The organism is Clostridium sp. UBA1652 (assembly GCF_002320975.1).
GTDB classification, from domain to species: Bacteria; Bacillota; Clostridia; order Clostridiales; family Clostridiaceae; genus Clostridium_T; species Clostridium_T intestinale.
The window spans coordinates 1-23,519 of the sequence record NZ_DCLI01000065.1; the positions used below are offsets into that span (position 1 = coordinate 1).

22 protein-coding genes are annotated in these 23,519 nt (G+C 31.4%); 20 read left to right on the forward strand and 2 right to left on the reverse strand.

Annotated elements, in window-relative coordinates; genetic code table 11:
• The first annotated feature begins 564 nt into the window (after nucleotides 1-564).
• The 18 genes from B3N22_RS12530 (at nucleotide 565) to B3N22_RS12615 (ending at nucleotide 20,114) form a co-directional block, all read left to right on the forward strand.
• Nucleotides 565-4,314 carry a phosphoribosylformylglycinamidine synthase gene (locus B3N22_RS12530; RefSeq protein ID WP_286907590.1) on the forward strand — a complete coding sequence of 1,250 codons (3,750 nt, stop codon included), beginning with the start codon at nucleotides 565-567 and terminating at the stop codon, nucleotides 4,312-4,314.
• 21 nt (nucleotides 4,315-4,335) lie between these two features.
• The gene (purC, locus tag B3N22_RS12535) at nucleotides 4,336-5,046 is read left to right on the forward strand and encodes a phosphoribosylaminoimidazolesuccinocarboxamide synthase (protein ID WP_286907592.1); all 711 of its coding nucleotides are present in this window, start codon (nucleotides 4,336-4,338) and stop codon (nucleotides 5,044-5,046) included.
• Between the two features lie 15 nt (nucleotides 5,047-5,061).
• Complete coding sequence (purF, locus tag B3N22_RS12540; protein ID WP_286907593.1) at nucleotides 5,062-6,477, forward strand: amidophosphoribosyltransferase; 1,416 nt, start codon at nucleotides 5,062-5,064, stop codon at nucleotides 6,475-6,477.
• A gap of 7 nt (nucleotides 6,478-6,484) precedes the next feature.
• Nucleotides 6,485-7,486: a phosphoribosylformylglycinamidine cyclo-ligase gene (gene purM / locus B3N22_RS12545; protein WP_286907595.1), complete on the forward strand. Its 1,002-nt coding sequence runs from the start codon at nucleotides 6,485-6,487 to the stop codon at nucleotides 7,484-7,486.
• Nucleotides 7,474-8,082 carry a phosphoribosylglycinamide formyltransferase gene (gene purN / locus B3N22_RS12550; protein WP_286907597.1) on the forward strand — a complete coding sequence of 203 codons (609 nt, stop codon included), beginning with the start codon at nucleotides 7,474-7,476 and terminating at the stop codon, nucleotides 8,080-8,082. The genes purM and purN overlap by 13 nt, the downstream gene beginning before the upstream one ends.
• Before the next feature lie 11 nt (nucleotides 8,083-8,093).
• On the forward strand, nucleotides 8,094-9,593 hold the full coding sequence (gene purH, locus B3N22_RS12555) for a bifunctional phosphoribosylaminoimidazolecarboxamide formyltransferase/IMP cyclohydrolase (protein ID WP_286907599.1): 1,500 nt from the start codon (nucleotides 8,094-8,096) through the stop codon (nucleotides 9,591-9,593).
• A gap of 16 nt (nucleotides 9,594-9,609) precedes the next feature.
• The gene (gene purD / locus B3N22_RS12560; RefSeq protein WP_286907602.1) at nucleotides 9,610-10,857 is read left to right on the forward strand and encodes a phosphoribosylamine--glycine ligase; all 1,248 of its coding nucleotides are present in this window, start codon (nucleotides 9,610-9,612) and stop codon (nucleotides 10,855-10,857) included.
• A gap of 624 nt (nucleotides 10,858-11,481) precedes the next feature.
• On the forward strand, nucleotides 11,482-11,928 hold the full coding sequence (locus B3N22_RS12565; RefSeq protein ID WP_073015674.1) for a MarR family winged helix-turn-helix transcriptional regulator: 447 nt from the start codon (nucleotides 11,482-11,484) through the stop codon (nucleotides 11,926-11,928).
• Nucleotides 11,929-11,943: 15 nt separating this feature from the next.
• The gene (locus tag B3N22_RS12570) at nucleotides 11,944-12,915 is read left to right on the forward strand and encodes a beta-ketoacyl-ACP synthase III (protein WP_073015676.1); all 972 of its coding nucleotides are present in this window, start codon (nucleotides 11,944-11,946) and stop codon (nucleotides 12,913-12,915) included.
• A 30-nt stretch (nucleotides 12,916-12,945) separates the two neighbouring features.
• Nucleotides 12,946-13,167 (forward strand): acyl carrier protein, encoded by a 222-nt coding sequence (gene acpP, locus B3N22_RS12575; protein WP_021802318.1) that lies wholly within the window; start codon nucleotides 12,946-12,948, stop codon nucleotides 13,165-13,167.
• 59 nt (nucleotides 13,168-13,226) lie between these two features.
• Nucleotides 13,227-14,162 carry an ACP S-malonyltransferase gene (fabD, locus tag B3N22_RS12580; protein ID WP_286907606.1) on the forward strand — a complete coding sequence of 312 codons (936 nt, stop codon included), beginning with the start codon at nucleotides 13,227-13,229 and terminating at the stop codon, nucleotides 14,160-14,162.
• A gap of 3 nt (nucleotides 14,163-14,165) precedes the next feature.
• Nucleotides 14,166-14,906, forward strand: coding sequence for a 3-oxoacyl-[acyl-carrier-protein] reductase (gene fabG / locus B3N22_RS12585; RefSeq protein WP_286907608.1), 741 nt, complete (start codon nucleotides 14,166-14,168; stop codon nucleotides 14,904-14,906).
• A gap of 12 nt (nucleotides 14,907-14,918) precedes the next feature.
• Complete coding sequence (fabF, locus tag B3N22_RS12590; protein WP_073015682.1) at nucleotides 14,919-16,154, forward strand: beta-ketoacyl-ACP synthase II; 1,236 nt, start codon at nucleotides 14,919-14,921, stop codon at nucleotides 16,152-16,154.
• Between the two features lie 12 nt (nucleotides 16,155-16,166).
• The gene (accB, locus tag B3N22_RS12595) at nucleotides 16,167-16,643 is read left to right on the forward strand and encodes an acetyl-CoA carboxylase biotin carboxyl carrier protein (protein WP_286907611.1); all 477 of its coding nucleotides are present in this window, start codon (nucleotides 16,167-16,169) and stop codon (nucleotides 16,641-16,643) included.
• Nucleotide 16,644: 1 nt separating this feature from the next.
• Nucleotides 16,645-17,067, forward strand: coding sequence for a 3-hydroxyacyl-ACP dehydratase FabZ (fabZ, locus tag B3N22_RS12600; protein WP_073015686.1), 423 nt, complete (start codon nucleotides 16,645-16,647; stop codon nucleotides 17,065-17,067).
• Between the two features lie 8 nt (nucleotides 17,068-17,075).
• Entirely contained in the window at nucleotides 17,076-18,422 is a 1,347-nt protein-coding gene (locus B3N22_RS12605; protein ID WP_073015688.1) for an acetyl-CoA carboxylase biotin carboxylase subunit, read from the forward strand.
• A complete protein-coding gene (accD, locus tag B3N22_RS12610; protein ID WP_286907613.1) occupies nucleotides 18,419-19,306 on the forward strand; it encodes an acetyl-CoA carboxylase, carboxyltransferase subunit beta in 888 nt (295 codons plus the stop codon). Before B3N22_RS12605 ends, accD begins: the two co-directional genes overlap by 4 nt.
• The gene (locus B3N22_RS12615) at nucleotides 19,299-20,114 is read left to right on the forward strand and encodes an acetyl-CoA carboxylase carboxyltransferase subunit alpha (protein WP_021802310.1); all 816 of its coding nucleotides are present in this window, start codon (nucleotides 19,299-19,301) and stop codon (nucleotides 20,112-20,114) included. The genes accD and B3N22_RS12615 overlap by 8 nt, the downstream gene beginning before the upstream one ends.
• Nucleotides 20,115-20,147: 33 nt before the next feature.
• Here B3N22_RS12615 and B3N22_RS12620 read toward each other — a convergent pair whose 3' ends face one another.
• Nucleotides 20,148-20,387, reverse strand: coding sequence for a hypothetical protein (locus tag B3N22_RS12620; protein WP_021802309.1), 240 nt, complete (start codon nucleotides 20,385-20,387; stop codon nucleotides 20,148-20,150).
• Between the two features lie 93 nt (nucleotides 20,388-20,480).
• Nucleotides 20,481-20,993, reverse strand: a complete 513-nt coding sequence (locus B3N22_RS12625; RefSeq protein WP_181603702.1) for an ECF transporter S component — start codon at nucleotides 20,991-20,993, stop codon at nucleotides 20,481-20,483.
• A 156-nt stretch (nucleotides 20,994-21,149) separates the two neighbouring features.
• Here B3N22_RS12625 and B3N22_RS12630 point away from each other — a divergent pair, with 156 nt between their 5' ends.
• Nucleotides 21,150-21,848 (forward strand): ABC transporter ATP-binding protein, encoded by a 699-nt coding sequence (locus B3N22_RS12630; protein WP_286907617.1) that lies wholly within the window; start codon nucleotides 21,150-21,152, stop codon nucleotides 21,846-21,848.
• Nucleotides 21,849-23,423 (forward strand): putative ABC exporter domain-containing protein, encoded by a 1,575-nt coding sequence (locus B3N22_RS12635; protein WP_286907619.1) that lies wholly within the window; start codon nucleotides 21,849-21,851, stop codon nucleotides 23,421-23,423.
• Nucleotides 23,424-23,519: the final 96 nt, after the last annotated feature.

A 23,519-nucleotide genomic window follows, 5' to 3' on the forward strand; every position in this document is an offset into this window, starting at 1 on the left:
TAATTAGTAAGGCACTTCCAAACGCTTGGTTTGATGAAATCAAACTATTTGACATATCTAAAGTAGAAACCAAAGTTTTGCATCTTTATTATGAATAAAGATGGAGATTTGCCAAGAGCCGTGTGCGTGGTCCGCATGCACGGTTCTGTGAGAGGAAAGACCTCAGGATTTTTTTTCCTGAGGTTCACCTACTCGATATAGAAGTGCAGAAACTCAGAAGTTTAGAAAATCAGAAACTCAGAAAATCACAAATTTATAAATTTAGAAGTTGAGAAAAATATTTAAATGGTAATAGGAATTTAACAAAATTGAGTAAAAGCGCTTACAATACGAATTATAAATATAAAAAATGAATTTAAAATACGTTATAAGACGAAAGAAAAATGATTTTTGGTATATTTAGTTGACTTTTTTGAAGCTCAATGGTAATCTTAGGTTGAAATAAGGTCTAAGTTAGCAGTACATGTGATATAAATTTTAATCCAATTGTACTTTGATTTTTCAAAGTCTGTTGGATAAATTTCATGCTTCATATTACTGTAAAAATACAATTGGGGGTTTATCATGTCAAAGATAAAAACTATATTTGTGGAAAAAAAATCTGGCTTTGAAGTTGAGGGAAAAGGCTTATATGAAGACTTTACCAGTAATCTATTAATTGAAGGAATAAAATCAGTAAGAGTTATAAACAAATACACAGTTGGTGATTTACAAGAAAAGTTTGAAGAAAAAGCTATAAACTCAATATTTTCCGAACCAATGGTAGATAAAGTTTCTTTAGAGAAAATTAATTTAAAAGGTGATGAATGGGGATTTTGTGTAGAATATCTTCCAGGACAATATGATCAAAGAGCAGCATCTGCTGAGGAGTGTTATGAAATATTAACAGCAGGAGAGAAGATTAAAGTAAAGTCTGCAAAGGTAATTATTATAAAAGGTGAACTATCAGAAGAAGATAAAGAAAAGATAAAATCTTATTATATAAATCCAGTTGATTCAAGAGAAGTTGAAATAAATTCAAGTGAGCTTTTCACAGTAAATTCAATTCCAGAAGATGTTAAAATCCTTGAGGGATTTATAGCATTAACTAAAGAAGGAATTGAAGCATTTCATAAAGAACTTTCCCTAGCTATGACTCTAGAGGATCTTTTACTCATCCAAGAGTATTTTAAAAAAGAAAATAGAAATCCATATATTACAGAAATAAAGGTTATAGATACCTATTGGTCTGATCACTGTAGACATACTACGTTCTTGACCACAATTAATAACATAGAAATTGAAGAAGGAACCTATAATAAAGCTTTAATAAATAGTTTTGAGGAATATAGAAAATCAAGAGAATATGTTTATGGAGATTCTCCAAAAGATATATGTTTAATGGACATAGCTGTCCTAGCAACTAAGGAGCTTAGAAAAAAAGGTTTATTGAAGGATTTAGATGAGTCAGAAGAAATAAATGCTTGCTCAATTAAAGCTAAGGTTGAAACAGATAAGGGCATTTTTGATTACTTAATAATGTTTAAAAATGAAACACATAACCACCCAACGGAGATAGAACCTTTTGGTGGTGCAGCTACATGCCTTGGTGGGGCTATAAGAGATCCACTTTCAGGCAGAAGTTACGTTTATCAAGCTATGAGAGTAACTGGATCTGGTGATCCTACTGAAAATATCAAAGACACTTTAAAGGGAAAACTTCCTCAAAGAACTATAACTTTAGGGGCAGCTCATGGATACAGTTCTTATGGTAACCAAATAGGTTTAGCTACAGGTCAAGTAGCTGAAATATACCATAACAACTATAAAGCTAAGAGAATGGAAATTGGTGCAGTTATAGCAGCTACTCCATTTGAAAATGTTAGAAGAGAAAGACCAAATCCAGGGGATATAGTAATACTATTGGGTGGAAGAACCGGAAGAGATGGAATAGGTGGAGCTACAGGTTCTTCTAAAGAACATACTGAAGAATCTATTGAAGTTTGTGGTGCAGAGGTTCAAAAAGGTAATGCACCAACAGAAAGAAAACTTCAAAGACTATTTAGAAAAAAAGAGGTTGCAAACCTAATTAAAAGATGCAATGACTTTGGAGCTGGTGGGGTTGCAGTTGCTATAGGAGAACTAAGTGAAGGGTTAGATATAAATTTAGATAGAGTTCCTAAAAAGTATGATGGTTTAGATGGAACAGAACTTGCAATATCAGAATCGCAAGAAAGAATGGCAGTAGTTGTTGAAAAAGAGGATGCTGAAACCTTCATAAAGTATGCACAGGAAGAAAACATAGAAGCAACAATAGTTGCTGAGGTTACTGATAAAAAAAGAGTAAGAATGTTCTGGAGAGAGAATTTAATAGTAGATTTAAAGAGAGAATTTTTAGATACTAATGGGGCTAAAGCTTATACTGATGTTAAGGTAAATCTTCCAGGGGAGAAGGCTTCCGTATTTAATAAAGAGGTTAAAGGAAGTAAGAGAGAAAACTTCCTGAAGGTTTTGGAGAGCTTGAATGTGGCATCTCAAAAAGGATTAGTTGATAGATTTGATTCTACAATAGGAGGAAACACAGTTTTAATGCCTTTTGGAGGGGAAAGTCAATTAACTCCAGCAGAAGGAATGGCAGCTAAGGTTCCTACAGAGGATGGAACTTCTAAGGATGCTACACTTATGACTTTTGGATTTAATCCAGAGATTGGGGTATGGAGTCCATATCATATGGGATTTTATTCAGTAATAGAGTCGCTTACTAAGATGGTTTCTATGGGAGGAGATTATAAGAAAACTTATTTAACCTTCCAAGAGTATTTTGAAAGACTAGGAACTAAAAAGGAAAGATGGGGCAAGCCTTTTGGAGCTTTACTTGGAGCATTTAAAGTACAAAAAGAATTAGGATTAGCTGCTATTGGGGGAAAAGATTCAATGTCAGGAAGTTTTGGGGATTTAGATGTACCTCCAACCTTAGTATCTTTTGCAGTAGCTTTAGAAAAAGCAGACAATATAATATCACCAGAATTTAAAAACATTAATTCTAAATTAGTTTTAGTTAAAACCTCAAGAGATGATGAAGAGATGTTAAATCTTGAAGAGTTTAAAGCTAATATGGATAAAGTAGTTGAATTAATTAAAGTTAAAAAAGTTGTATCTTCCTTTAGCATTAAGTTTGGTGGCGTTTCAGAAGCTTTAGTAAAAATGGCTTTAGGAAATGGAATAGGGGCTAAGGTTTGTAATCTTTCAGATGAAGAGTTATTTAATATAAGTCCAGCAAGCCTATTACTTGAAGTTAAGGAAGATGTAAATATAGAGGAAAGCTTTAAAGGAACTAACTTTAAGGTAATTGGGGAAACAATAGAAGAAAGAATTATAGATGTAGATGGAGAAAAACTTCCTTTAAATGAACTAGTTAAGGTATGGAAAGATAAATTTGAAGGAGTATTTAAAAGTGAAACTTCTAAAGTTAATGAGGAAGTAAAAGCTGTTCCTTCTATAATTAAAGAAATAAAAACTCCAGTTATAAAAATAGCTAAACCAAAAGTAGTTATACCTGTATTCCCAGGAAATAACTGTGAAGATGATTGTGAAAGAGCCTTTAATAAAGCTGGTGGGGAGTCAAAACAAGTTTTATTTAGAAACTTAAATAAGGAGATGCTTATTGATTCAATAAATACTTTAGAGAAAGAAATAAGAAATTCTCAAATCATCATGATACCTGGTGGGTTTTCAGCGGCTGATGAACCAGATGGTTCAGGTAAATTTATAGCTACGGTATTTAGAAATGAAAGAATTAAAGATGCTGTTATGGATCTTTTAAATAATAGAGATGGATTAATTTTAGGAATATGCAATGGCTTCCAAGCTCTAGTTAAGTTAGGTTTACTTCCATATGGAGAAATAAGGGATATGCAAGATTATATGCCTACATTAACTTATAACAATATAGGAAGACATATGAACTCATTAGTAAAAACTAAAATTACTTCTAAAATATCACCATGGTTCTCAGAGGTAAACTTAGGAGATATTCATACAGTTCCAATATCTCATGGAGAAGGAAGATTTGTAGCATCAGAAGAGGTTTTAGAAGAATTAATTAAGAACGGGCAAATAGCTACTCAATATGTTGATAATGAAGGAAATGTATCTCTTAATATGCCATTTAATCCTAACGGAGCGGTAGTTGGAATAGAGGGAATAACCTCACCAAACGGAAGGATATTAGGTAAAATGGCTCATTCAGAAAGAATCGGAGAAAATTTATATAAAAATGTATTCGGAAACTTTGATCAAAAAATATTTGAAGGTGGAGTAAATTACTTTAAATAGTAGTGGAGGAGTAGAATTATAATGGAAAAATTAGAAATGATGTATGAAGGAAAAGCAAAACAGATATTTTCTACAGAAAAAGAAGATGAAATCATAGTTTATTATAAGGATGATGCCACAGCTTTTAATGGGGAGAAAAAGGGAAGTATAGAAGATAAGGGTGCTTTAAACAATGAAATAACTTCATTGCTATTTGAGGTATTAAATGAAAAGGGAATTGAAACACATTTTATAAAAAAACTAAGCGAAAGAGATCAGCTTTGCAAAAAAGTTGAAATAGTACCTCTTGAAGTAATAGTTAGAAATGTAGCTGCTGGAAGTATGGCTAAAAGATTAGGACTTGAAGAAGGGACTGAACTTAAAACCACAGTATTTGAAATCTGTTATAAAGATGATTCATTAGGAGATCCTCTTATAAATGATTATCACGCTGTAGCAATAGGAGCAGCTAGTTTTGAGGAATTAGATACAATATATGAAATTACAGATAAGATTAATGAAGTTTTAAAAGAAGTTTTCCTAAACCTTAATATAAAGCTTATAGACTTTAAGCTAGAGTTTGGTAGATATAAAGGAAAGATAATTTTAGCAGATGAAATATCTCCAGATACTTGCAGATTCTGGGATGCAACAACTAACGAAAAGCTTGATAAAGATAGATTCAGAAGAGATCTTGGAAATGTTAAAGACGCCTATATAGAAATTCTAAACAGAATTAAAAATATTAAGTAAGAGAGAGGTTTAGTTATGCTAATTGATCCAAATGTTGATAAGTTCAAAGAAGAATGTGGTGTTTTTGGTGTTTACACAAATGGAGGAGTGGATGTAGCTAGACTTACTTATTATGGTCTATATGCTCTTCAACACAGAGGACAAGAAAGTGCTGGAATTGCGGTATCAAATGGAGAAGAGATTAAGCTTCATAAAGATTTAGGATTATTAACAGAAGCTTTTACTGAAAAGGATATAAATAAATTAAAAGGTGATATTGCTATAGGTCATGTAAGATATTCAACTACAGGATCAACTAAGGTTGAAAATGCTCAGCCTTTACTTTCTAGTTATAAACTAGGTTCAATTGCTGTAGCTCACAATGGAAATCTTGTTAATGTAGATATGCTTAGAGGACTTCTTGAGGATGTAGGATATGTATTTCATACAACTATAGACACAGAGGTAGTAATAAGTCTTATAGCTAGAGGTGTAAATAAGGGAATAGAGGCAGCTGTTTATGATGCTATTGGAGCTATAAAGGGATCTTTCGCTATGGTTATTGAAACAAAGGATAAACTTATAGGTGTAAGAGATCCATATGGAATAAGACCTTTATGTTTAGGCAAAATAGATGAAGGTTATGTATTAACATCAGAAAGTTGTGCATTTGACACTATAGGTGCTGAATTTATAAGAGATATTGAGCCAGGTGAAATTGTAATAATAGATGAAAATGGGGTAAAGAGCATTAGTTATTCTGAAAAAACAGGAGGACATACATGTGCTTTTGAATACATTTATTTTGCAAGACCTGATTCAGTTATTGATGGGATAAATGTTCATCAATCAAGGGTAAGAGCTGGTGAACAATTATTTAGAGAAGCTCCAATAGAGGCTGATGTAGTTATAGGAGTACCTGACTCAGGAATACCAGCAGCTGTTGGATATTCAAAAGCATCTGGAATACCTTTTGACATGGGGTTTGTTAAAAATAGATATGTTGGAAGAACTTTTATAACACCAAGTCAAGAACTTAGAGAAAGAGCGGTTTCTGTTAAACTTAATCCTCTAAAGTGCAATGTTGAAGGTAAAAGGGTTGTACTTATAGATGATTCAATAGTTAGAGGAACTACTTCAAGACATTTAATAGAATCATTAAGAAAAGCTGGGGCAACAGAAGTTCATTTTAGAGTGGCGTCGCCAGTTGTACAATTTCCATGTTATTTTGGAATAGATATTTCCTATAGAAAAGAACTTATTGGGGCAAATAAGACTACAGAAGAAATATGTGATTTCATAGGCTGTGACTCTTTAGCATATTTAAGCCTTGATGGACTTAAAGAATCTTTAGGCAATAACAGTATTAATGGATTTTGTTTAGGTTGTTTAAATGGTAAGTACCCAGTGAGTACACCTATTGAAATAGATAAAAATTATTTGGAAAGGTAGGATCAGCATGCTAACTTATAAGGATTCAGGAGTAAATATAGAAGAAGGTTACAAAAGTGTGGATTTAATAAAAAAATACGCACAGCAGACATTGTCTAATTATGTTTTAAATGGACTTGGAAGTTTTGCAGGAATGGTTGAACTTCCAGAAGGTTATAAAAAACCAGTATTAGTTTCAGGAACAGATGGAGTTGGAACTAAGCTTGAGCTAGCATTTAAAAGCAAAAAATATGATACTGTTGGAATAGACTGCGTTGCTATGTGTGTAAATGATATTCTTTGTCATGGAGCAAAACCACTGTTTTTCTTAGACTATATAGCTTGCGGAAAATTAGATGCAAATGTGGCTAGTGAAATAGTAAAAGGGGTTTGTGATGGATGCCTTGAGTCTGATGCTTCTCTTATTGGTGGAGAAACAGCAGAAATGCCAGGGTTTTATAAAGAAGGAGAATATGATATAGCAGGTTTTGCTGTTGGAATAGTTGATAAGGACAAAATAATAAATGGAAGTAATATAAATGAAGGAGATGTTCTTATAGGCCTTGCATCTTCTGGGGTTCATTCAAATGGATTTTCATTAGTTAGAAAACTTTTCCCAGATATTTTTGAAAAATATAATGGAGAAGAGATATGGAAAACACTTTTAACTCCTACAAAAATATATGTAAAACCTATATTAAGTTTATTAGATAAATATGAGATTAAAGGAATGGCTCACATAACTGGTGGAGGATTTATAGAAAATGTTCCAAGAATGTTTACTAAAGAAAATCAAACAGCAGTTATAAAAAAGGATTCATATCCACTACCAGATATTTTTAACTTGTTAATAGAAAAGGGCGCAGAAAAAAGTAACATGTATAACACTTTCAACATGGGTATAGGCTTTATGCTTTGTGTAAATAAAGAAGATGCAAATAAGGTTATTGAGGAATTAAATGCTTTAGGAGAAAAGGCATATGAGATAGGATATGTTAAAGCAGGAGGTGAAGGAGTTTGCTTAGAATAGCAGTTTTAGTTTCAGGAGGGGGAAGCAATCTCCAAGCTATTATTGATGGGGTTAAAGATGGTAGCCTAGATTGTGAAATTAAATATGTTATTGCAGACTCTGAGAAGGCTTACGGTTTAGAAAGAGCTAGGGTTAATGGTATAGAGGCAATAAGCTTTGACAGAAAAGAATATAAAAGAGAAATTTCAAATAAGATTTTAGACCTTATAAAAAATAAAGTAGATTTAATTGTTCTTGCGGGATATCTTTCTATATTAGATGGAGAGATATTAAAGGAGTTTAGAAATAGGATAATAAATATTCATCCTTCTCTTATTCCTTCCTTTTGTGGCGGAGGAATGTATGGAATAAAGGTTCATGAAGCTGCTATAAAAAAAGGGGTTAAATACTCAGGGTGTACAGTGCATTTTGTAAATGAAGAGGTAGATGGGGGCGAAATACTTCTTCAAAAGGTTGTGCCAGTGCTTCAGGAGGATACTCCAAAGGAGCTACAAGAGAGAATATTAGTAGAAGAGCATAGGATTTTGCCAGAAGCTATAAAACTTATCTCAGAAGGAAAAGTAAAAATAGAAAATGGTAGATGTTATATAATATAAGGAGGATAACAATGATTAAAAGAGCATTAATTAGTGTTTTTAATAAAGATGGTATTTTAGATTTTTCAAAATTTTTAGAAGCTAAAGATGTAGAAATTATTTCAACTGGAGGTACTTATAAATATTTAAAAGAAAATGGGGTTAAGGTAGTTGAAATAAATGAAGTAACTGATTTTCCAGAGATGTTAGACGGAAGAGTAAAAACTCTTCATCCTAAGATTCATGGAGGAATACTTGCAATAAGAGATAATGAAGAACATATGAAAACCATAGCTGAACATGATATTAATACTATAGATATGGTTGTTGTTAACCTATATCCTTTTTTTGAAAAGGTAAAAGAAGATTTAGAATTTGATGAAAAAGTTGAGTTTATTGATATTGGTGGACCTACAATGCTTAGAGCAGCAGCTAAAAACTTTAAGGATGTTACTGTTATAAGTGATGTAAAAGACTATGCTAGGGTTAAAGAAGAGCTTGAAACTTCTAACGAAGTGTCTTTAAAAACTAAAAAACTTTTAGCTGGTAAGGTATTTAATTTGATGAGCGCTTATGATGGAGCTATAGCTAACTTTTTATTAGATGAAGAATACCCAGAGTATCTTTCAGTATCTTATAAGAAGCTTCAGGATTTAAGATATGGAGAAAATCCACATCAAAGCGCAGCTTATTATGGCTCGACTATGGTAGATGGGGCCATGAATGGTTTTGAAATCTTAAATGGTAAAGAATTATCTTACAATAATATAAAGGATTTAGATATAGCTTGGAAGGTTACCTCAGAGTTTGAAGAAACTACTTGCTGTGCACTTAAGCATAACACTCCTTGTGGAGTTGCTATAGGTGAAGATTCTTATGATGCATATATTAAAGCTTATGAATGTGATCCAACTTCAATTTTTGGTGGAATAGTGGCTTTAAATAAGAAGGTTGATAAAAAAACAGCTGAAGAAATGGTGAAGATATTCCTTGAAATAGTAGCAGCACCAGACTTTGATGAGGATGCTTTAGAGGTTTTAAGAACTAAAAAGAATCTTAGAGTAATTAAAATGAATAAGGCTCCTAAGGATAAAAAGTTTATGGTAACTGTTGATGGAGGAATGCTTGTTCAAGAAGAGGACCAAAAATTAATCGATGAAATAAAGGTAGTTACTGAAAAACAACCATCTAAAGAAGAACTAGAACAGTTGATATTTGGTATGAAGGTCGTTAAATACGTTAAATCTAATGCAATTGTAGTAATAAATAACTATAAAGCAACAGGAATAGGCGGAGGACAAGTAAATAGGATTTGGCCTACTATTGATGCGTTAAAAAGAGGAGCTGGTGCTACAATATTAGCTTCAGATGCCTTCTTCCCATTTAGTGATATAGTTGAAGAAGCTTCAAAAAATGGTATTAAAGCAATAATTCAGCCAGGTGGATCTATGAGAGATAAGGATTCTATAGACAAATGTAATGAGCTTGGTATAAGCATGGTGTTTACTGGAATAAGACATTTCAAACATTAATTTTTGGAGGGGCTTTATGAAATTATTATTAATAGGTGCAGGTGGAAGAGAACATGCAATAGCTTGGAAACTTGCTAAAAATGAAAAGGTAGAGAAGATATATGTAGCTCCAGGAAATGGTGGAACTGCTTTAGAGAATAAATGTGAAAACATAAATATTACAGATATAGATGAACTAGTTAGTTTTGCTAAAGAAAACGACATATATTTAACAGTAGTTGGACCAGAGGAACCATTAATAAATGGAATAGTAGATAAATTTAAAAAGGCTTCTCTTAAAATATTTGGACCAGAACAAAAAGCTGCTATGCTTGAAGGCAGCAAAAGCTTCTCTAAGGAGTTTATGCAGAAATATGGAGTTAAAACAGCAGGGTATAAAGAGTTTTATGATCATCTAAAAGCTTTAGAGTACTTAAACCAATCAGAATATCCTTTAGTAGTAAAAGCTGATGGACTTGCAGCAGGTAAAGGTGTAAGTATATGCTTTACTAAAAAAGAAGCTGAGGATGCTATATATAGCTTTATGGTTGATGATATATTTAATGGAGCAGGCAAAAAAATAATAATTGAGGATTTTCTAGAGGGGGTAGAAGCTTCAATTATATCTATAGTAGATGGAAATACCATAGTTCCGTTTATCTCAGCAAAGGATCATAAGCAGATTTTTGATGGCGGAAAAGGACCTAACACTGGTGGTATGGGAGTTATAGCTCCAAATCCATTTGTAACTGAGGAAGTATTAAAAGATTTTAATGATAATATTTTAATACCTACTTTAACTGGAATCAAAGAAGAAAGATTTGATTATAGAGGAATAATCTTTTTTGGGATAATGATAACTAAAAAGGGTGTGGAACTTCTAGAATACAATGTAAGAATGGGAGACCCTGAAACTCAAAGTCTTTTATCATTAATGGAAAGTGATTTACTAGAGCTTATAGAAGCATCTTTAGAGGATAGATTAGAAAGCTTTCCTATAGAGTGGACTAATGGAACTTGTGTAAATGTGGTTTTAGCTTCAAAAGGTTATCCAGGAGACTATGAAAAAGGAAAAATTATAACTATAAATGAAGAAGTGAAAAATAATGTATTTGTAGCTGGGGGAAAAATTCAGGATGGAAATTTAGTTACATCTGGAGGAAGAGTTTTATCCGTAGTAGGAATAGCAGAAACACCAGAACTTGCAAAAAAAGAAGCGTATAATAAAATTCAATCAGTTAAATTTGAGGGAATGTATTATAGAAATGATATTGGGGAAATATAAACATACATTTTAAGTTTAAAAAAGTGTTGCGTAATAATTTACAGCAACACTTTTTTGTTTTGTAAAAGGATTAAAATAGGTGACAAAAAAGCATGGTAGTAAATTAATAAAAATATTAGAGATTTGTTGACAATGTATACAATTAACTAGAAAATTATAAGAGTTATTTTATTAAATCCTTAAAAACTTTCACATATTTTGGTGCTTTAATTCATTGACTTCACCATATGATAATAGTATAAAGAATATGAGAGCACTATTCAAAAGGAGATGGGATTATGATTAAAGTAAAAGAATTTATAAAAAAGATTGTAAAGAATTTTAATTTTACTCATCAGGAATTAATGCCAAGAGATTTGAGAGATGTAATAAGAGATAGAAGATTTTAATATAGAACTAATAGTAGTTATTATTTTTGAGCCCTTAAGGGGCTCATTTTTTTTATATTGAACATTAATAATAAAAGTTAACAAATTTTCAATACTTGGTAAATTATTATCTTTTCAGTTGACAAAGTATTTTAACTATAGTATATTTTGATTATCAAAATAAGTGCTTTGATTGTCAAAGTATACATGAGGAATAAATAAGAAGACTTTCTTAATTAACAAAGGAGAGGGGTTAATGGATTATAAAGAGCGTGTGATAAACGAGCTTTTAGTACATATATTTAATGACATACTACTAATTGAACAGAAAACTTTAAGAACAGGTCCTTTAAATGATCTGTCAGTAACAGAAATACATACTATAGAAGCTATTGGAATGTATAAACCTAGAAACATGTCAGAGGTAGCTGGAGATTTAAAGATAACTTTAGGTACACTTACTACAGCTATAAATAAGTTAATAAAAAAAGGGTATGTAGATAGACAGAGAATTGAAGAAGATAGAAGAGTAGTTCAAGTTCAATTAACCAAAAAAGGAAAGCTTGCCTATAGGCTTCATGAAAAGTTTCATAGCGATATGATTAAAGATGTGGTTAAGGGTTTAGACCCAGCACATGAGGAAATTCTAATAGAATCTCTTAATCAGTTAGCTACCTTTTTTAAGGAGAAAAATAATTTTTAATAAAAGGAGATCTTTATGTTATACAGTAAGATGCTTTCAATAGGGGGATATGCACCCTCTAATGTAGTTATAAATGAAGATTTAAGCAAGATAATGGATACATCAGATGAATGGATAATCAGTAGAACTGGAATTAAAGAAAGAAGGATTTCCGAAACAGAAGATTGTTCTGACTTAGCTTATAATGCAGCTAACATAGCACTAGAAAAGTCTGGTGTTAAAGCGGAGGATTTAGACTTAATAATAGTAGCAACAGTATCGCCTGATGCATTTTGTCCATCCGTAGCTTGTTTAGTTCAAGATAAACTTAAAGCTGTAAATGCAACTGCTTTTGATTTAAATGCTGCTTGTTCAGGATTTGTATATGGATTAATAACAGCAGATGCTTTAATAAAAACAGGTAATTATAAAAAAGCCTTAGTAATAGGATCAGAGGTTCTATCAAAGCTTGTTGATTGGGAAGATAGAACTACAGCAGTATTGTTTGGAGATGGGGCAGGTGCTGCAATACTTTCTGCATCAGAAGAACAAGGCTTAGTTTCAGGAGTTACAAGTTCTAAAGGAGATAAGTGGATGCACTTAACTGCTGGAGCATTAGATGTAGCTTCACCATTTTCAAAGATTGAAGAAAAAAAGAAAAAGACTTTATCAATGAATGGAAGAGAAGTATTCAAATTTGCAACAGGAGTTATGGTTGAAAACATCAATAATGTTCTTGAAAAATCAGGATTAACTTTAAATGATATTGATCACATAGTTCCACACCAAGCAAATGTTAGGATAATAGATTTTGTAGCTAAAAAATTAGAGCTTCCTTTAGAAAAGTTCTATATTAACTTAGATAGGTATGGAAATACTTCATCAGCCTCTATACCATTAGCTTTAAATGAAATGGATAGCAAGGGATTACTTAAAAAAGGTCAAAAGATTATTTTAGTAGGTTTCGGCGCTGGCTTAACCTCTGGTGCCTTAATTATAAATTGGTAAAATACACTTAAATTTTAGGAGGATATTAAAATGGTATTTGAAAAAATAAAAACTATAATAGCTGAACAATTAGGAATCGAAGAAGAGAAAGTTACAATGGAAACAACTTTCGAAGATTTAGGAGCAGATTCATTAGATTTATTCCAAGTAATCATAGAATTAGAAGAAGAGTTTGGAATTCAACTAGAAAATGCTGAAAACATAAAAAGCGTAAGTGACGCAGTACAATATGTTAATGAGAAAATAGCATAAGAACAATTACCCTTAAAGTCAGATAGTTAATATCTGACTTATTCAATAGGAGGATAAGAATGAACAAAATAGCTTTTTTATTTGTAGGTCAAGGAGCACAATATTCAGGAATGGGAAAAGACATCGCTGAAAAATATCCTGTTTCTATGGAGGTTTTTGATAAAGCAAATGAACTTTTAGATTTTGATATCAAGGAACTTTGTTTTAGTGGAAGTAAAGAAGAATTAAATAAAACAGAAAATACTCAACCTGCAATATTAACTACTACTTTAGCAACTTTAAAAGCACTTGAAGAAGAAGGTATAAAAGCTGAAGGTGCTGCAGGTTTAAGTTTAGGAGAATACTCTGCTTTAGTTTATAGTGGAAGTTTAAAACTAGAAGATGCTATACCACTTGTGAAAAAAAGAGGAAGATTTATGCAGGATGAAGTTCCTATAGGTATAGGTGGAATGTTAGCTGTACTAAACTTAAAAGAAGAAGTAATAAATGAAGTAATAGATAAAGTTAAACATAACGGAATTATAGAAGTAGCTAATTATAACTGTCCAGGACAGATAGTTTTATCTGGTGAAAAGAAGCCAATAGATGAAGCTGTAAATATTATTAAAGAACTTGGTGGAAGAGCTATGCCACTACCAGTATCTGCACCTTTTCACAGCTCAATGCTAAAGGGAGCTGGAGATAAATTATATGAAGAATTAAAAAATATAGAGGTTAATGAAACTAAGATAAAAACCTATAAGAATTTGACAGCAACACCTTATGAACAAGGTGAAAATATAAATGAAGTTTTAAGAAAACAGTTGATGAGTTCAGTTAGATGGGAAGAAACCATGAAGAATATGATAGCTGATGGTTTTAATATATTTATTGAGATTGGACCTGGTAAGACTCTAAGTTCATTCTTAAGAAAAATAGATAGAAATGTTAAAACATTTAATGTTGAAAATTTAGAGAGTCTTCAAAAAACTATTGCAGGATTAAAGGAGATTTAATATATGTTAAAGGGTAAAACTATAATAGTAACTGGAGCTAATAGAGGAATAGGTAAAGCTATAGCTTTAAAACTAGGTAAAATAGGTGCTAATGTTATTGTTAACTATAGAAGTAATGAAAAAGAAGCTTCTGAAGTAGTAGCTGAGATAAAAGAATTAGGTGGAGAAGCATCTATGGTTAAAGCTGATGTATCTAAATATGAAGATGCTGAAAACCTAATAAGCGAAACTAAAAACATATATGGCAGCATATATGGAGTAGTTAATAATGCAGGAATAACAAAGGATACTCTAATACTTAGAATGAAAGAAGAAGACTTTGATGCAGTTATAAACACTAACTTAAAGGGAACATTTAACTGCTGTAAAGCTGCAACACCACATCTAATAAAAGCAAGACAAGGAAGAATAGTTAATATTTCCTCTGTAATAGGATTAATAGGAAATGTAGGACAAATAAATTATGCAGCATCTAAAGCAGGGATATTAGGAGTAACTAAATCTTTAGCTAGAGAAATAGGGGCTAGAGGAATAACTGTAAATGCTATAGCTCCTGGATTTATTGAAAGTGATATGACAGAAGTTTTAGCGGATAAATATAAAGAAGACATTCTTAAAAATATTCCACTAAAAAAACTAGGAAAAGCAGAAGATGTAGCTAATGCAGTAGCATTTTTAATGTCAGAAGAAAGTCAATATATAACTGGCCAGGTTCTAAATGTTGATGGCGGAATGGTAATGTAAGGAGAGAAAATGATGGAAAATAGAGTAGTTATAACGGGAATGGGAGCTGTGACTCCTATAGGCAATAATGTAAATGACTTTTGGAATAACTGTAAAAATGGTGTTAATGGTGTAGATTTTATAAAAGCTTTTGACACTACTGAATTTGAAGTTAAAATTGCTGCTGAAGTTAAAGACTTTACAACTGATGGAGTAATAGATAAAAAAGAAGCAAGAAGAATGGATAGATTTTCTCAATTTGCATTAGTAGCTTCAGATGAAGCTATAAAAGATGCTGATTTAGATTTAGAAAAAGTTGATAGAGATAGATTAGGAGTTATTATAGGTTCTGGTATAGGTGGATATAATACTATGGAGACAGAATTCTTTAAGCTTTTTGAAAAAGGACCTAAAAGAGTTTCTCCACTATATATTCCTATGGCAATAAGTAATATTGCAGCTGGAAATGTTGCTATAAAATATGGAGCTCAAGGTATATGTACATCTGTTGTAACTGCTTGTGCTTCAGGAACTAATTCTATAGGTGAAGCTTATAGAAACATTAAACATGGATATAGTGATATAATAATAGCAGGTGGAACAGAAGCCCCTATTACAAAATCAGGAGTGTCTGGTTTTACAAATATGAAGGCATTAAATAGCTTAAATGATGTTAATAGAGCATCAATCCCATTTGACAAAGATAGAAGCGGTTTTGTTATAGGAGAAGGGGCTGGTATACTTATAATTGAAAGCCTTGAACATGCACAAAAAAGAGGAGCTAAAATATATGGTGAAATAGTAGGTTATGGTTCTAACTGTGATGCATACCATATTACATCTCCAGCACCAAATGGTGAAGGTGCAAAGAAGGCTATGAAGTTAGCTATAGATGAAGCAGGAATAAAACCAGAAGATATAGGGTATATAAATGCTCATGGAACTTCAACACCTTATAATGATAAGTTTGAAACATTAGCAATTAAGAATCTTTTTGGAGAGAAGGCTTATGATGTAGCTGTTTCTTCAACTAAATCTATGACAGGACATCTTTTAGGAGCTGCAGGAGCAGTAGAAGCAATTGTGTGCTTAAAGACTATGGAAGAAGGATTTATACCTCCAACCATAGGTTATAAAGAAAAAGATGAAGAATGTGACTTAGATTATGTACCTAACGTAGGGAAAGAAAAAAATGTTGAATACACATTATCTAATTCTCTAGGATTTGGTGGGCATAATGCTACTTTAGTTATTAAAAAGTGGAGTTAGGAGTTTTTTAATATGAATATAGAAGAAGTAAAAGAACTTATTAAGATGATAGATGAATCAGATTTAGCTTTGTTTGAGTTAAAGCAAGGAGATTTTTCATTAAAGATGGATAAATCTCAAACTAGAAGCTCAGAAGTAAAAGAACTTGTTAATAAAGAACCAGCTTCGCAAAAAGAAAGTGTTGTAAATAATACAATAAGTGTTCAAGAAGCAAAGGTTGAAATTAAAGAAGAAATAAAAGATGAAAACTTGTTTATAGTTAAGTCTCCTATAGTAGGAACTTTCTATGGTTCTTCATCTCCAGATAAAGATCCTTACGTTCATGAAGGTAAGAAAGTAAAACAAGGTGATGTTTTATGTATTATAGAAGCTATGAAGCTTATGAATGAAATCGAAAGTGAAATAAATGGAGAAATAGTTGAAGTAATGGTTGAAAGCGAAAGCATGGTAGAGTATGGTCAGCCATTATTTAAGATAAGGAGAGCATAAGATGTTAGATGTTAATGAAATAAGAAAGATCATTCCTCATAGATATCCATTTTTACTTTTAGATAGAGTAGAAGAAGTAAATCCAGGAGTTTATGCAAAAGGATTTAAGAACTTAACTATAAATGAAGAGTTTTTTCAAGGACATTTTCCTGATATGCCAGTTATGCCTGGAGTATTAATAGTAGAAGCTTTAGCTCAATTAGGAGCGGTTTCTATTTTAAGTAAAGAAGAATTTAAAGGTAAAACTGCTTTTCTTGCTGGAATAGATAAAGCAAGATTTAAGAAAAAAGTTCTTCCAGGAGATAGACTTGATCTTGAGATAGAAATAATAAAGGTTAAAGGACCTATAGGAATAGGTAAAGGAACTGCAAGAGTTGATGGGCAAATAGCTTGCCAAGGAGAAATTCTATTTGCAATAGGATAGGTGATTATATGTTTAAGAAGATATTAATAGCTAACAGAGGAGAAATAGCAGTCAGAGTAATTAGAGCTTGTAGAGAACTTGGAATAAAAACAGTAGCAGTATACTCTGAGGCTGATAGAGAAGCTCTTCACACTCAATTAGCTGATGAAGCTGTATGTATAGGTAAAGGCCCTGCTAAAGGTAGTTATTTAAATATACAGAATATATTAAGTGCATGTGTACTTACTGGTGCAGAAGCTATACATCCAGGCTTTGGATTTTTATCAGAAAATTCTAAGTTCGCTAAGATGTGCAGTGAATGTAATATCAAGTTTATAGGACCTGACTATGAGTCTATTGATCTTATGGGGAATAAGGCTAAGGCAAGAGAAACCATGAGAGAGGCAGGAGTACCTATAGCTCCAGGATATGAAGGAATTATAGAAAGTGAAGAACAAGCTTTAGAGATAGCTAGAGAAATAGGATTCCCTGTTATGATTAAAGCAGCTGCTGGTGGCGGAGGAAAAGGAATTAGAATAGCTTTTAATAATGATGAATTTTTAAAGGGATATTCTACTGCAAAGGCTGAAGCCATGAATTGTTTTGGAGATGATACTTTATATATAGAAAAATTCATTCAAGAACCTAAACATATAGAGTTTCAAATATTAGCAGATGAACATGGAAATATAATTCATTTAGGTGAAAGAGACTGCTCAATTCAAAGAAAAAATCAAAAAGTTATTGAAGAGGCACCATCATTAATCTTAGATGAAGCTTTGAGAAAAGAAATGGGTGACATTGCTATAAAAGCAGCGGAAGCTGTTAATTATAAAAATGCTGGAACTATAGAATTTTTAGTAGATAAAAATAGAAATTATTATTTCATGGAAATGAATACTAGAATTCAGGTTGAACATCCTATTACTGAAATGGTAACGGGAATAGATATAGTAAAAGAGCAGATAAAAATTGCTGCTGGAATACCATTAGAAATAACTCAAGAGGATGTAACTATAAGTGGGCATGCTATAGAGTGCAGAATAAATGCAGAAGATCCTAGATTTGGCTTTAGACCTTGTCCAGGAAAAATAGAAGAGGTTATTGTTCCAGGCGGTTTTGGAGTTAGAATAGATTCAGCTATATATCAAGGATATACAATTCCTCATATTTATGATTCAATGATAGGAAAGCTTATAGTTCATGGTAGAAATAGAGAAGAAGCTATAATGAAGATGAAAAGAGCTTTAGGTGAATTTGCTATAGGCGGAGTTACTACGAATATAGATTTTCAATTCGATATATTAGAACACGAAGACTTTGTAAGAGGAGATTTTAATACTTCATTCTTAAAAGATAAGTTGGTGATTGAATGACACTAAGAGATTTATTAAAAAAGAGAACTTATATAACTTTATCTGCTGAAGCAATAAAAGGAGATAAAATAGAAGAAAATCATGAAAAGCCAATAATACCTGATGGAATGTGGCGTAAATGTAACGAATGTGGAGAGATTCTTTATAAGGAAGATGTAGAAAATAATCATTGGGTTTGTACAAAATGTAATTATCATTTTAGAATAAATGCAAGAACTAGATTAAATCTAATTGTAGATGAAGATAGTTTTAAAGAGAGTTTAGTAGATATTAGAAGTGTTGATCCACTAAAATTTAAAGGATACAAAGAAAAGTTATCAAAGTCTGAAAGTGATACAGGAGAAGCTGATGCTGTAATAACTGGAGTAGGTAAAATTAATGGAATAGAAGCAGCTATAGCAATTATGAACTCTGCTTTCATGATGGGAAGTATGGGAACAGTTGTAGGTGAAAAAATTACAAGACTAATTGAAGAAGCTACAGATAAAAAACTTCCATTAATAATATTTACTACTTCTGGTGGAGCTAGAATGCAGGAAGGAATATTTTCTTTAATGCAGATGGCCAAAATCAGTGGAGCTATAAATCTTTACAACAAAACAGGATTACCTTATATAACTGTGCTTACCGATCCGACAACAGGAGGGGTTACGGCTTCTTTTGCAATGGAAGGCGATATAATTTTAAGCGAACCAGGAGCTCTTATAGGTTTTGCAGGTAGAAGAGTAATAGAAGGAACAATAAATCAAAAACTTCCTGATAATTTTCAAAAAGCTGAGTTTCTATTAGAAAAAGGATTTATAGACAATATAGTTAATAGAAAGAGTATGAAGGATACTATTTATAAATTATTAATTCTTCATGGGGTGAATAATAATGAATAGAGAATCTATCAAGAAATTTTCCGCATGGGAAAAGGTTAGTATTTCTAGAAAACAAGATAGACCGAATGCTTTATTTTATATAAATCATATATGTGAAGATTTTTTTGAACTTCATGGAGATAGAGCCTTTGGGGATGATAAGTCTGTAGTTGGTGGTATAGCTAAAATAGAGGGTATACCAGTAACTATTATTGGCATAGTTAAGGGAAATAATGCTAAAGAAAATATTGAAAGAAACTTTGGTATGCCAAATCCAGAAGGGTATAGAAAGTCTCTAAGGCTCATGAAGCAAGCTGAGAAGTTTAATAGACCCATTATATGTCTAGTTGATACTCCAGGGGCTTATCCAGGTATGGGAGCTGAGGAGAGAGGACAAGGGCATGCCATAGCTCAAAATTTAAAAGAGATGTTCTCATTAACTGTTCCTATAATATCAATATTTATAGGAGAAGGTGGAAGTGGTGGAGCTTTAGCTTTAGGTATTGGTGACAGTATTTTGATGTTAGAGCATGCCATATATTCGATACTTACACCAGAAGGCTTTGCATCTATATTATGGAAAGATCCTTCAAGAGCTAAAGAGGCTGCAGAAGTAATGGGAATAACTGCACAAGATTTATTAAGAAATGGAATAATAGATAAAGTTATAAGAGAACCTTTAGGTGGAGCCCATCTAAATCCAGATAAAATTGCTTGGAGAATAAAAAAGAGGATTTTATCTGAATTGACTGAACTTATGGCTTTAGATAAAGAAGAACTTTTAAGTAGAAGATATAAAAAGTTTAGGGATATGGGCAACTTTTATTAATATATAAAAATAGAACTGGATTAATTTCCAGTTCTATTTTTTCTTAATAAAAGGAATTCCACCTGATATAATAAAGTAATATAGAGCAATAGGAATAAATAAAATAAATGATGTAGTGTAGTTTATGTATCCCAAATCATAGGCTCCAAACAATAAAATTATTAAGATAAGTGGAATAAGAGTAAGTTTTATAAAGTTACTTTTATTTTTTTTATTTGTATAAACACCATATAAGTCGAAAAGTATAAGTGCTACAAGTATGATATATACCATTTGTATACCTCGCTAAATAAAATTTCTTCTAGAGTATATCATAAAAATAAACACAATAAAAGCCATGGATTTTATTAACCATGGCTTTTTATATTATGCAACTTTTTTAGTTTCTTTATCAAAGTTTAAATTAACATTTTTAGATAATGCTTTGATTAATCCAAAGGATATTGTTCCATCTACAAAATGATGTACAAAAGTTCCTATACCTACAACAATCAAGGCTGTGCTTAAATTGTATCCAAATGGAATTACAACTAATGCTTCTAGTATAGCATGGATTGGAGCAGTTATAAGCACTACGTATTTAAATGGAACTCCTTTATTAATAAGATAACCTCCAACACCACCAACCACAGTATGCATTGCAGCTCTTGCAGCTACGAAGGCTGGAGAAGTTATTGTAAAACCAATAGCAGAACCAACACCTACAGCTATTGCAACGCCAGGACTTATTACCATAGCAATGAATAATGGAACATGGGAAGCTATAGTAGCTGTAAAAGGTCCAATAACGACCTTTAAAAATCCAAAATAAAGCGGAATAATAATTGATATAGCAGTTAAAAGTGCGGCATAAATCATTTTAGTAACATTTCTTTGCATCATATAATCCTCCTAAACTTCTGTATATACACCAGTATATAGTGGTAATTAGGATTTGTAAATAGAATTGTAGATTTTTAGACAAAGATTATGATAAAATATAAAGTAAATATATAGAAAAATATAGAACAGTTGGTATTGAATTAGGAGGGAATTATGTTAGAAGTTAATAATATAACAAAAAGTTATGGGAAATTTAAAGCAGTAAAAGATATAAGCTTTAAGGTAGAAGAAGGAGAAATAGCTGTTTTAGTAGGGCCAAATGGAGCTGGAAAGTCAACAATAATAAAATCCATAGCAGGGTTATTAAAATATGAAGGGGAAATAAAGATAGGTGGAAAACATAATAAGAGTATTGAGGGGAAAAGGTTATTTAACTATGTTCCTGAAATGCCAGCCATGTATCCATTACTTACAGTAGATGAACATATTCACTTCATAGCAAAAGCCTATGGGCTTAACGATTATAAAGAAAAAGCAGAAGAGCTGTTAAAGACCTTTGATATGGTTGACAAAAGAACTAAACTAGGACAAGAATTATCAAAAGGTATGCAGCAAAAAGTAAGTATTATATGTGGACTTATAACTAATCCTAAATTAATCCTTTTTGATGAACCTATGATAGGGTTAGATCCTAAAGCAATTAAGGAACTTAAGAACTATTTTGCAAAACTAAAGGAATCAGGAGCAGCAATCATAATAAGTACCCATCTTTTAGATAGTGTGCAAGATCTATGGGATAGAATACTTATAATGAAAGAAGGGGAAATTATTTTATCAAAAACAAAGGGAGAATTTAATGAATCTGGAGATAACTTAGAAGAAATATTCTTTGAATTTACGGAGGAAAATTAGATGGGAGCATTATTTTATCTAATAAGAAGAAGTATAATAAACTTCATAAAGAACTTAAAAAAACAACCTTCTAAATTAATTCCCTTTGTATTTATCATAGGAATGGTAGTTTTTATGCTTGCAACAATGTCAAAGGATAAAAATATCTTTGACAAAAACATTCCACCACAATATATAACTTCGTTTTTTACCTTAGGAATATTATTTTTCTTTTTTTCTTCATTAATAATGTCCATAGGAAAAAGAAGTACCCAATTTTTTATGAGTGATGTAAATATGGCTTTTACATCTCCAATAAAACCACAAAATCTATTGATATATGAATTCATAAAAAGTATTTCGTCAGCTGGAGTATTTTTATTAGTTTTTCTGTATCAAATACCGAATTTAAAGATTAATTTAGGCTTAAGCAGTATGGGGATATTTCTTATAATATTAATATTGGGTTTATTTTTTGTTACCCTATCAATAATATCAATATTCATATACAGCCTATGTTCTACAAAACCATACCTTAATAAAATATTTAATATAGTATTTAAAGGGGCAGCTGCTTTAACTTTATTATTTCCAGCATTAAAGTTATTTCAAAATAAGGATGATTTATTTAACACCTTTGTTAATATGTTTTCAAGTAAAAACATTGATTACATCCCTTTGATAGGCTGGTACAAAGCAATGTTTAATAAAGCAATAACAAATGTTGATGGAATATTTTTTGTATATGCACTTTTAAACATACTTGTTATAGGAATACTTGCAGCAATTCTTTATAATATGAACCTAGATTATTATGAGGATGTAATTCAAGGGGCAGAGCTTAAGGAAGATGTTTTAAAGTTAAAGACTAAACAGATTAATCCTAAAGAGTTCAATTTAAATAATAGAAAATTAAAAACAAGAAAAATAACTTATAATTACAATGCCAATTATGGAAAAACAATATTTTATAAACACATTCTTGAGTATAGAAAAACAGGTTTTGGTATTTTAAATTTATTTACCTTATTAATGGTTTCAGCAGCTGTTATATACGGTAAGTTTGTACCTATAAATGATATATTACCACTACTTTATGGATATATATATATTTCAGGTTTAGCTTCTTTTGGAAACAAGATACATCAAGAAATGGCAAAACCATATATATTCCTTATACCAGACTCACAAGAAAGTAAGATTTTCTGGGGAACCTTATCATCAGCCTTAAAATTTTTAGTTGATGGAAGTTTAAGTTTTTTAGTTGCAGGAATATTAACTAAATCAAATCCACTTACTATAGTTTTGGCTATAATAGTGTATGTTTCCTTTGGATTTGTCTTCATATATGGCGGGGTACTAAATTACAGATTGTTTGGAAGAATTGCATCTAATGCTTTAAAAGGATTTTTGATGTTTATAAGTATATTTGTCTACGTTCTTCCAGGAATTATAGCTTCTATTATAATATCAATGAAGTTAGAGTTTTTAGGACAATATGCAATATATTTTTCATTTATCATATGGAACATGTTAGTTTCTCTAGTTATTATGCAGTTTGCAAAAGGTGTATTAAATCATTGTGAGCTTGATTAGAAGGTGAGTTTTTACTCATCTTCTTTTTTAATATCATTATGTAGGGTATAATAAAAATGTATTTATCTGATGTCTAGCCACTGTAACACTCCCATC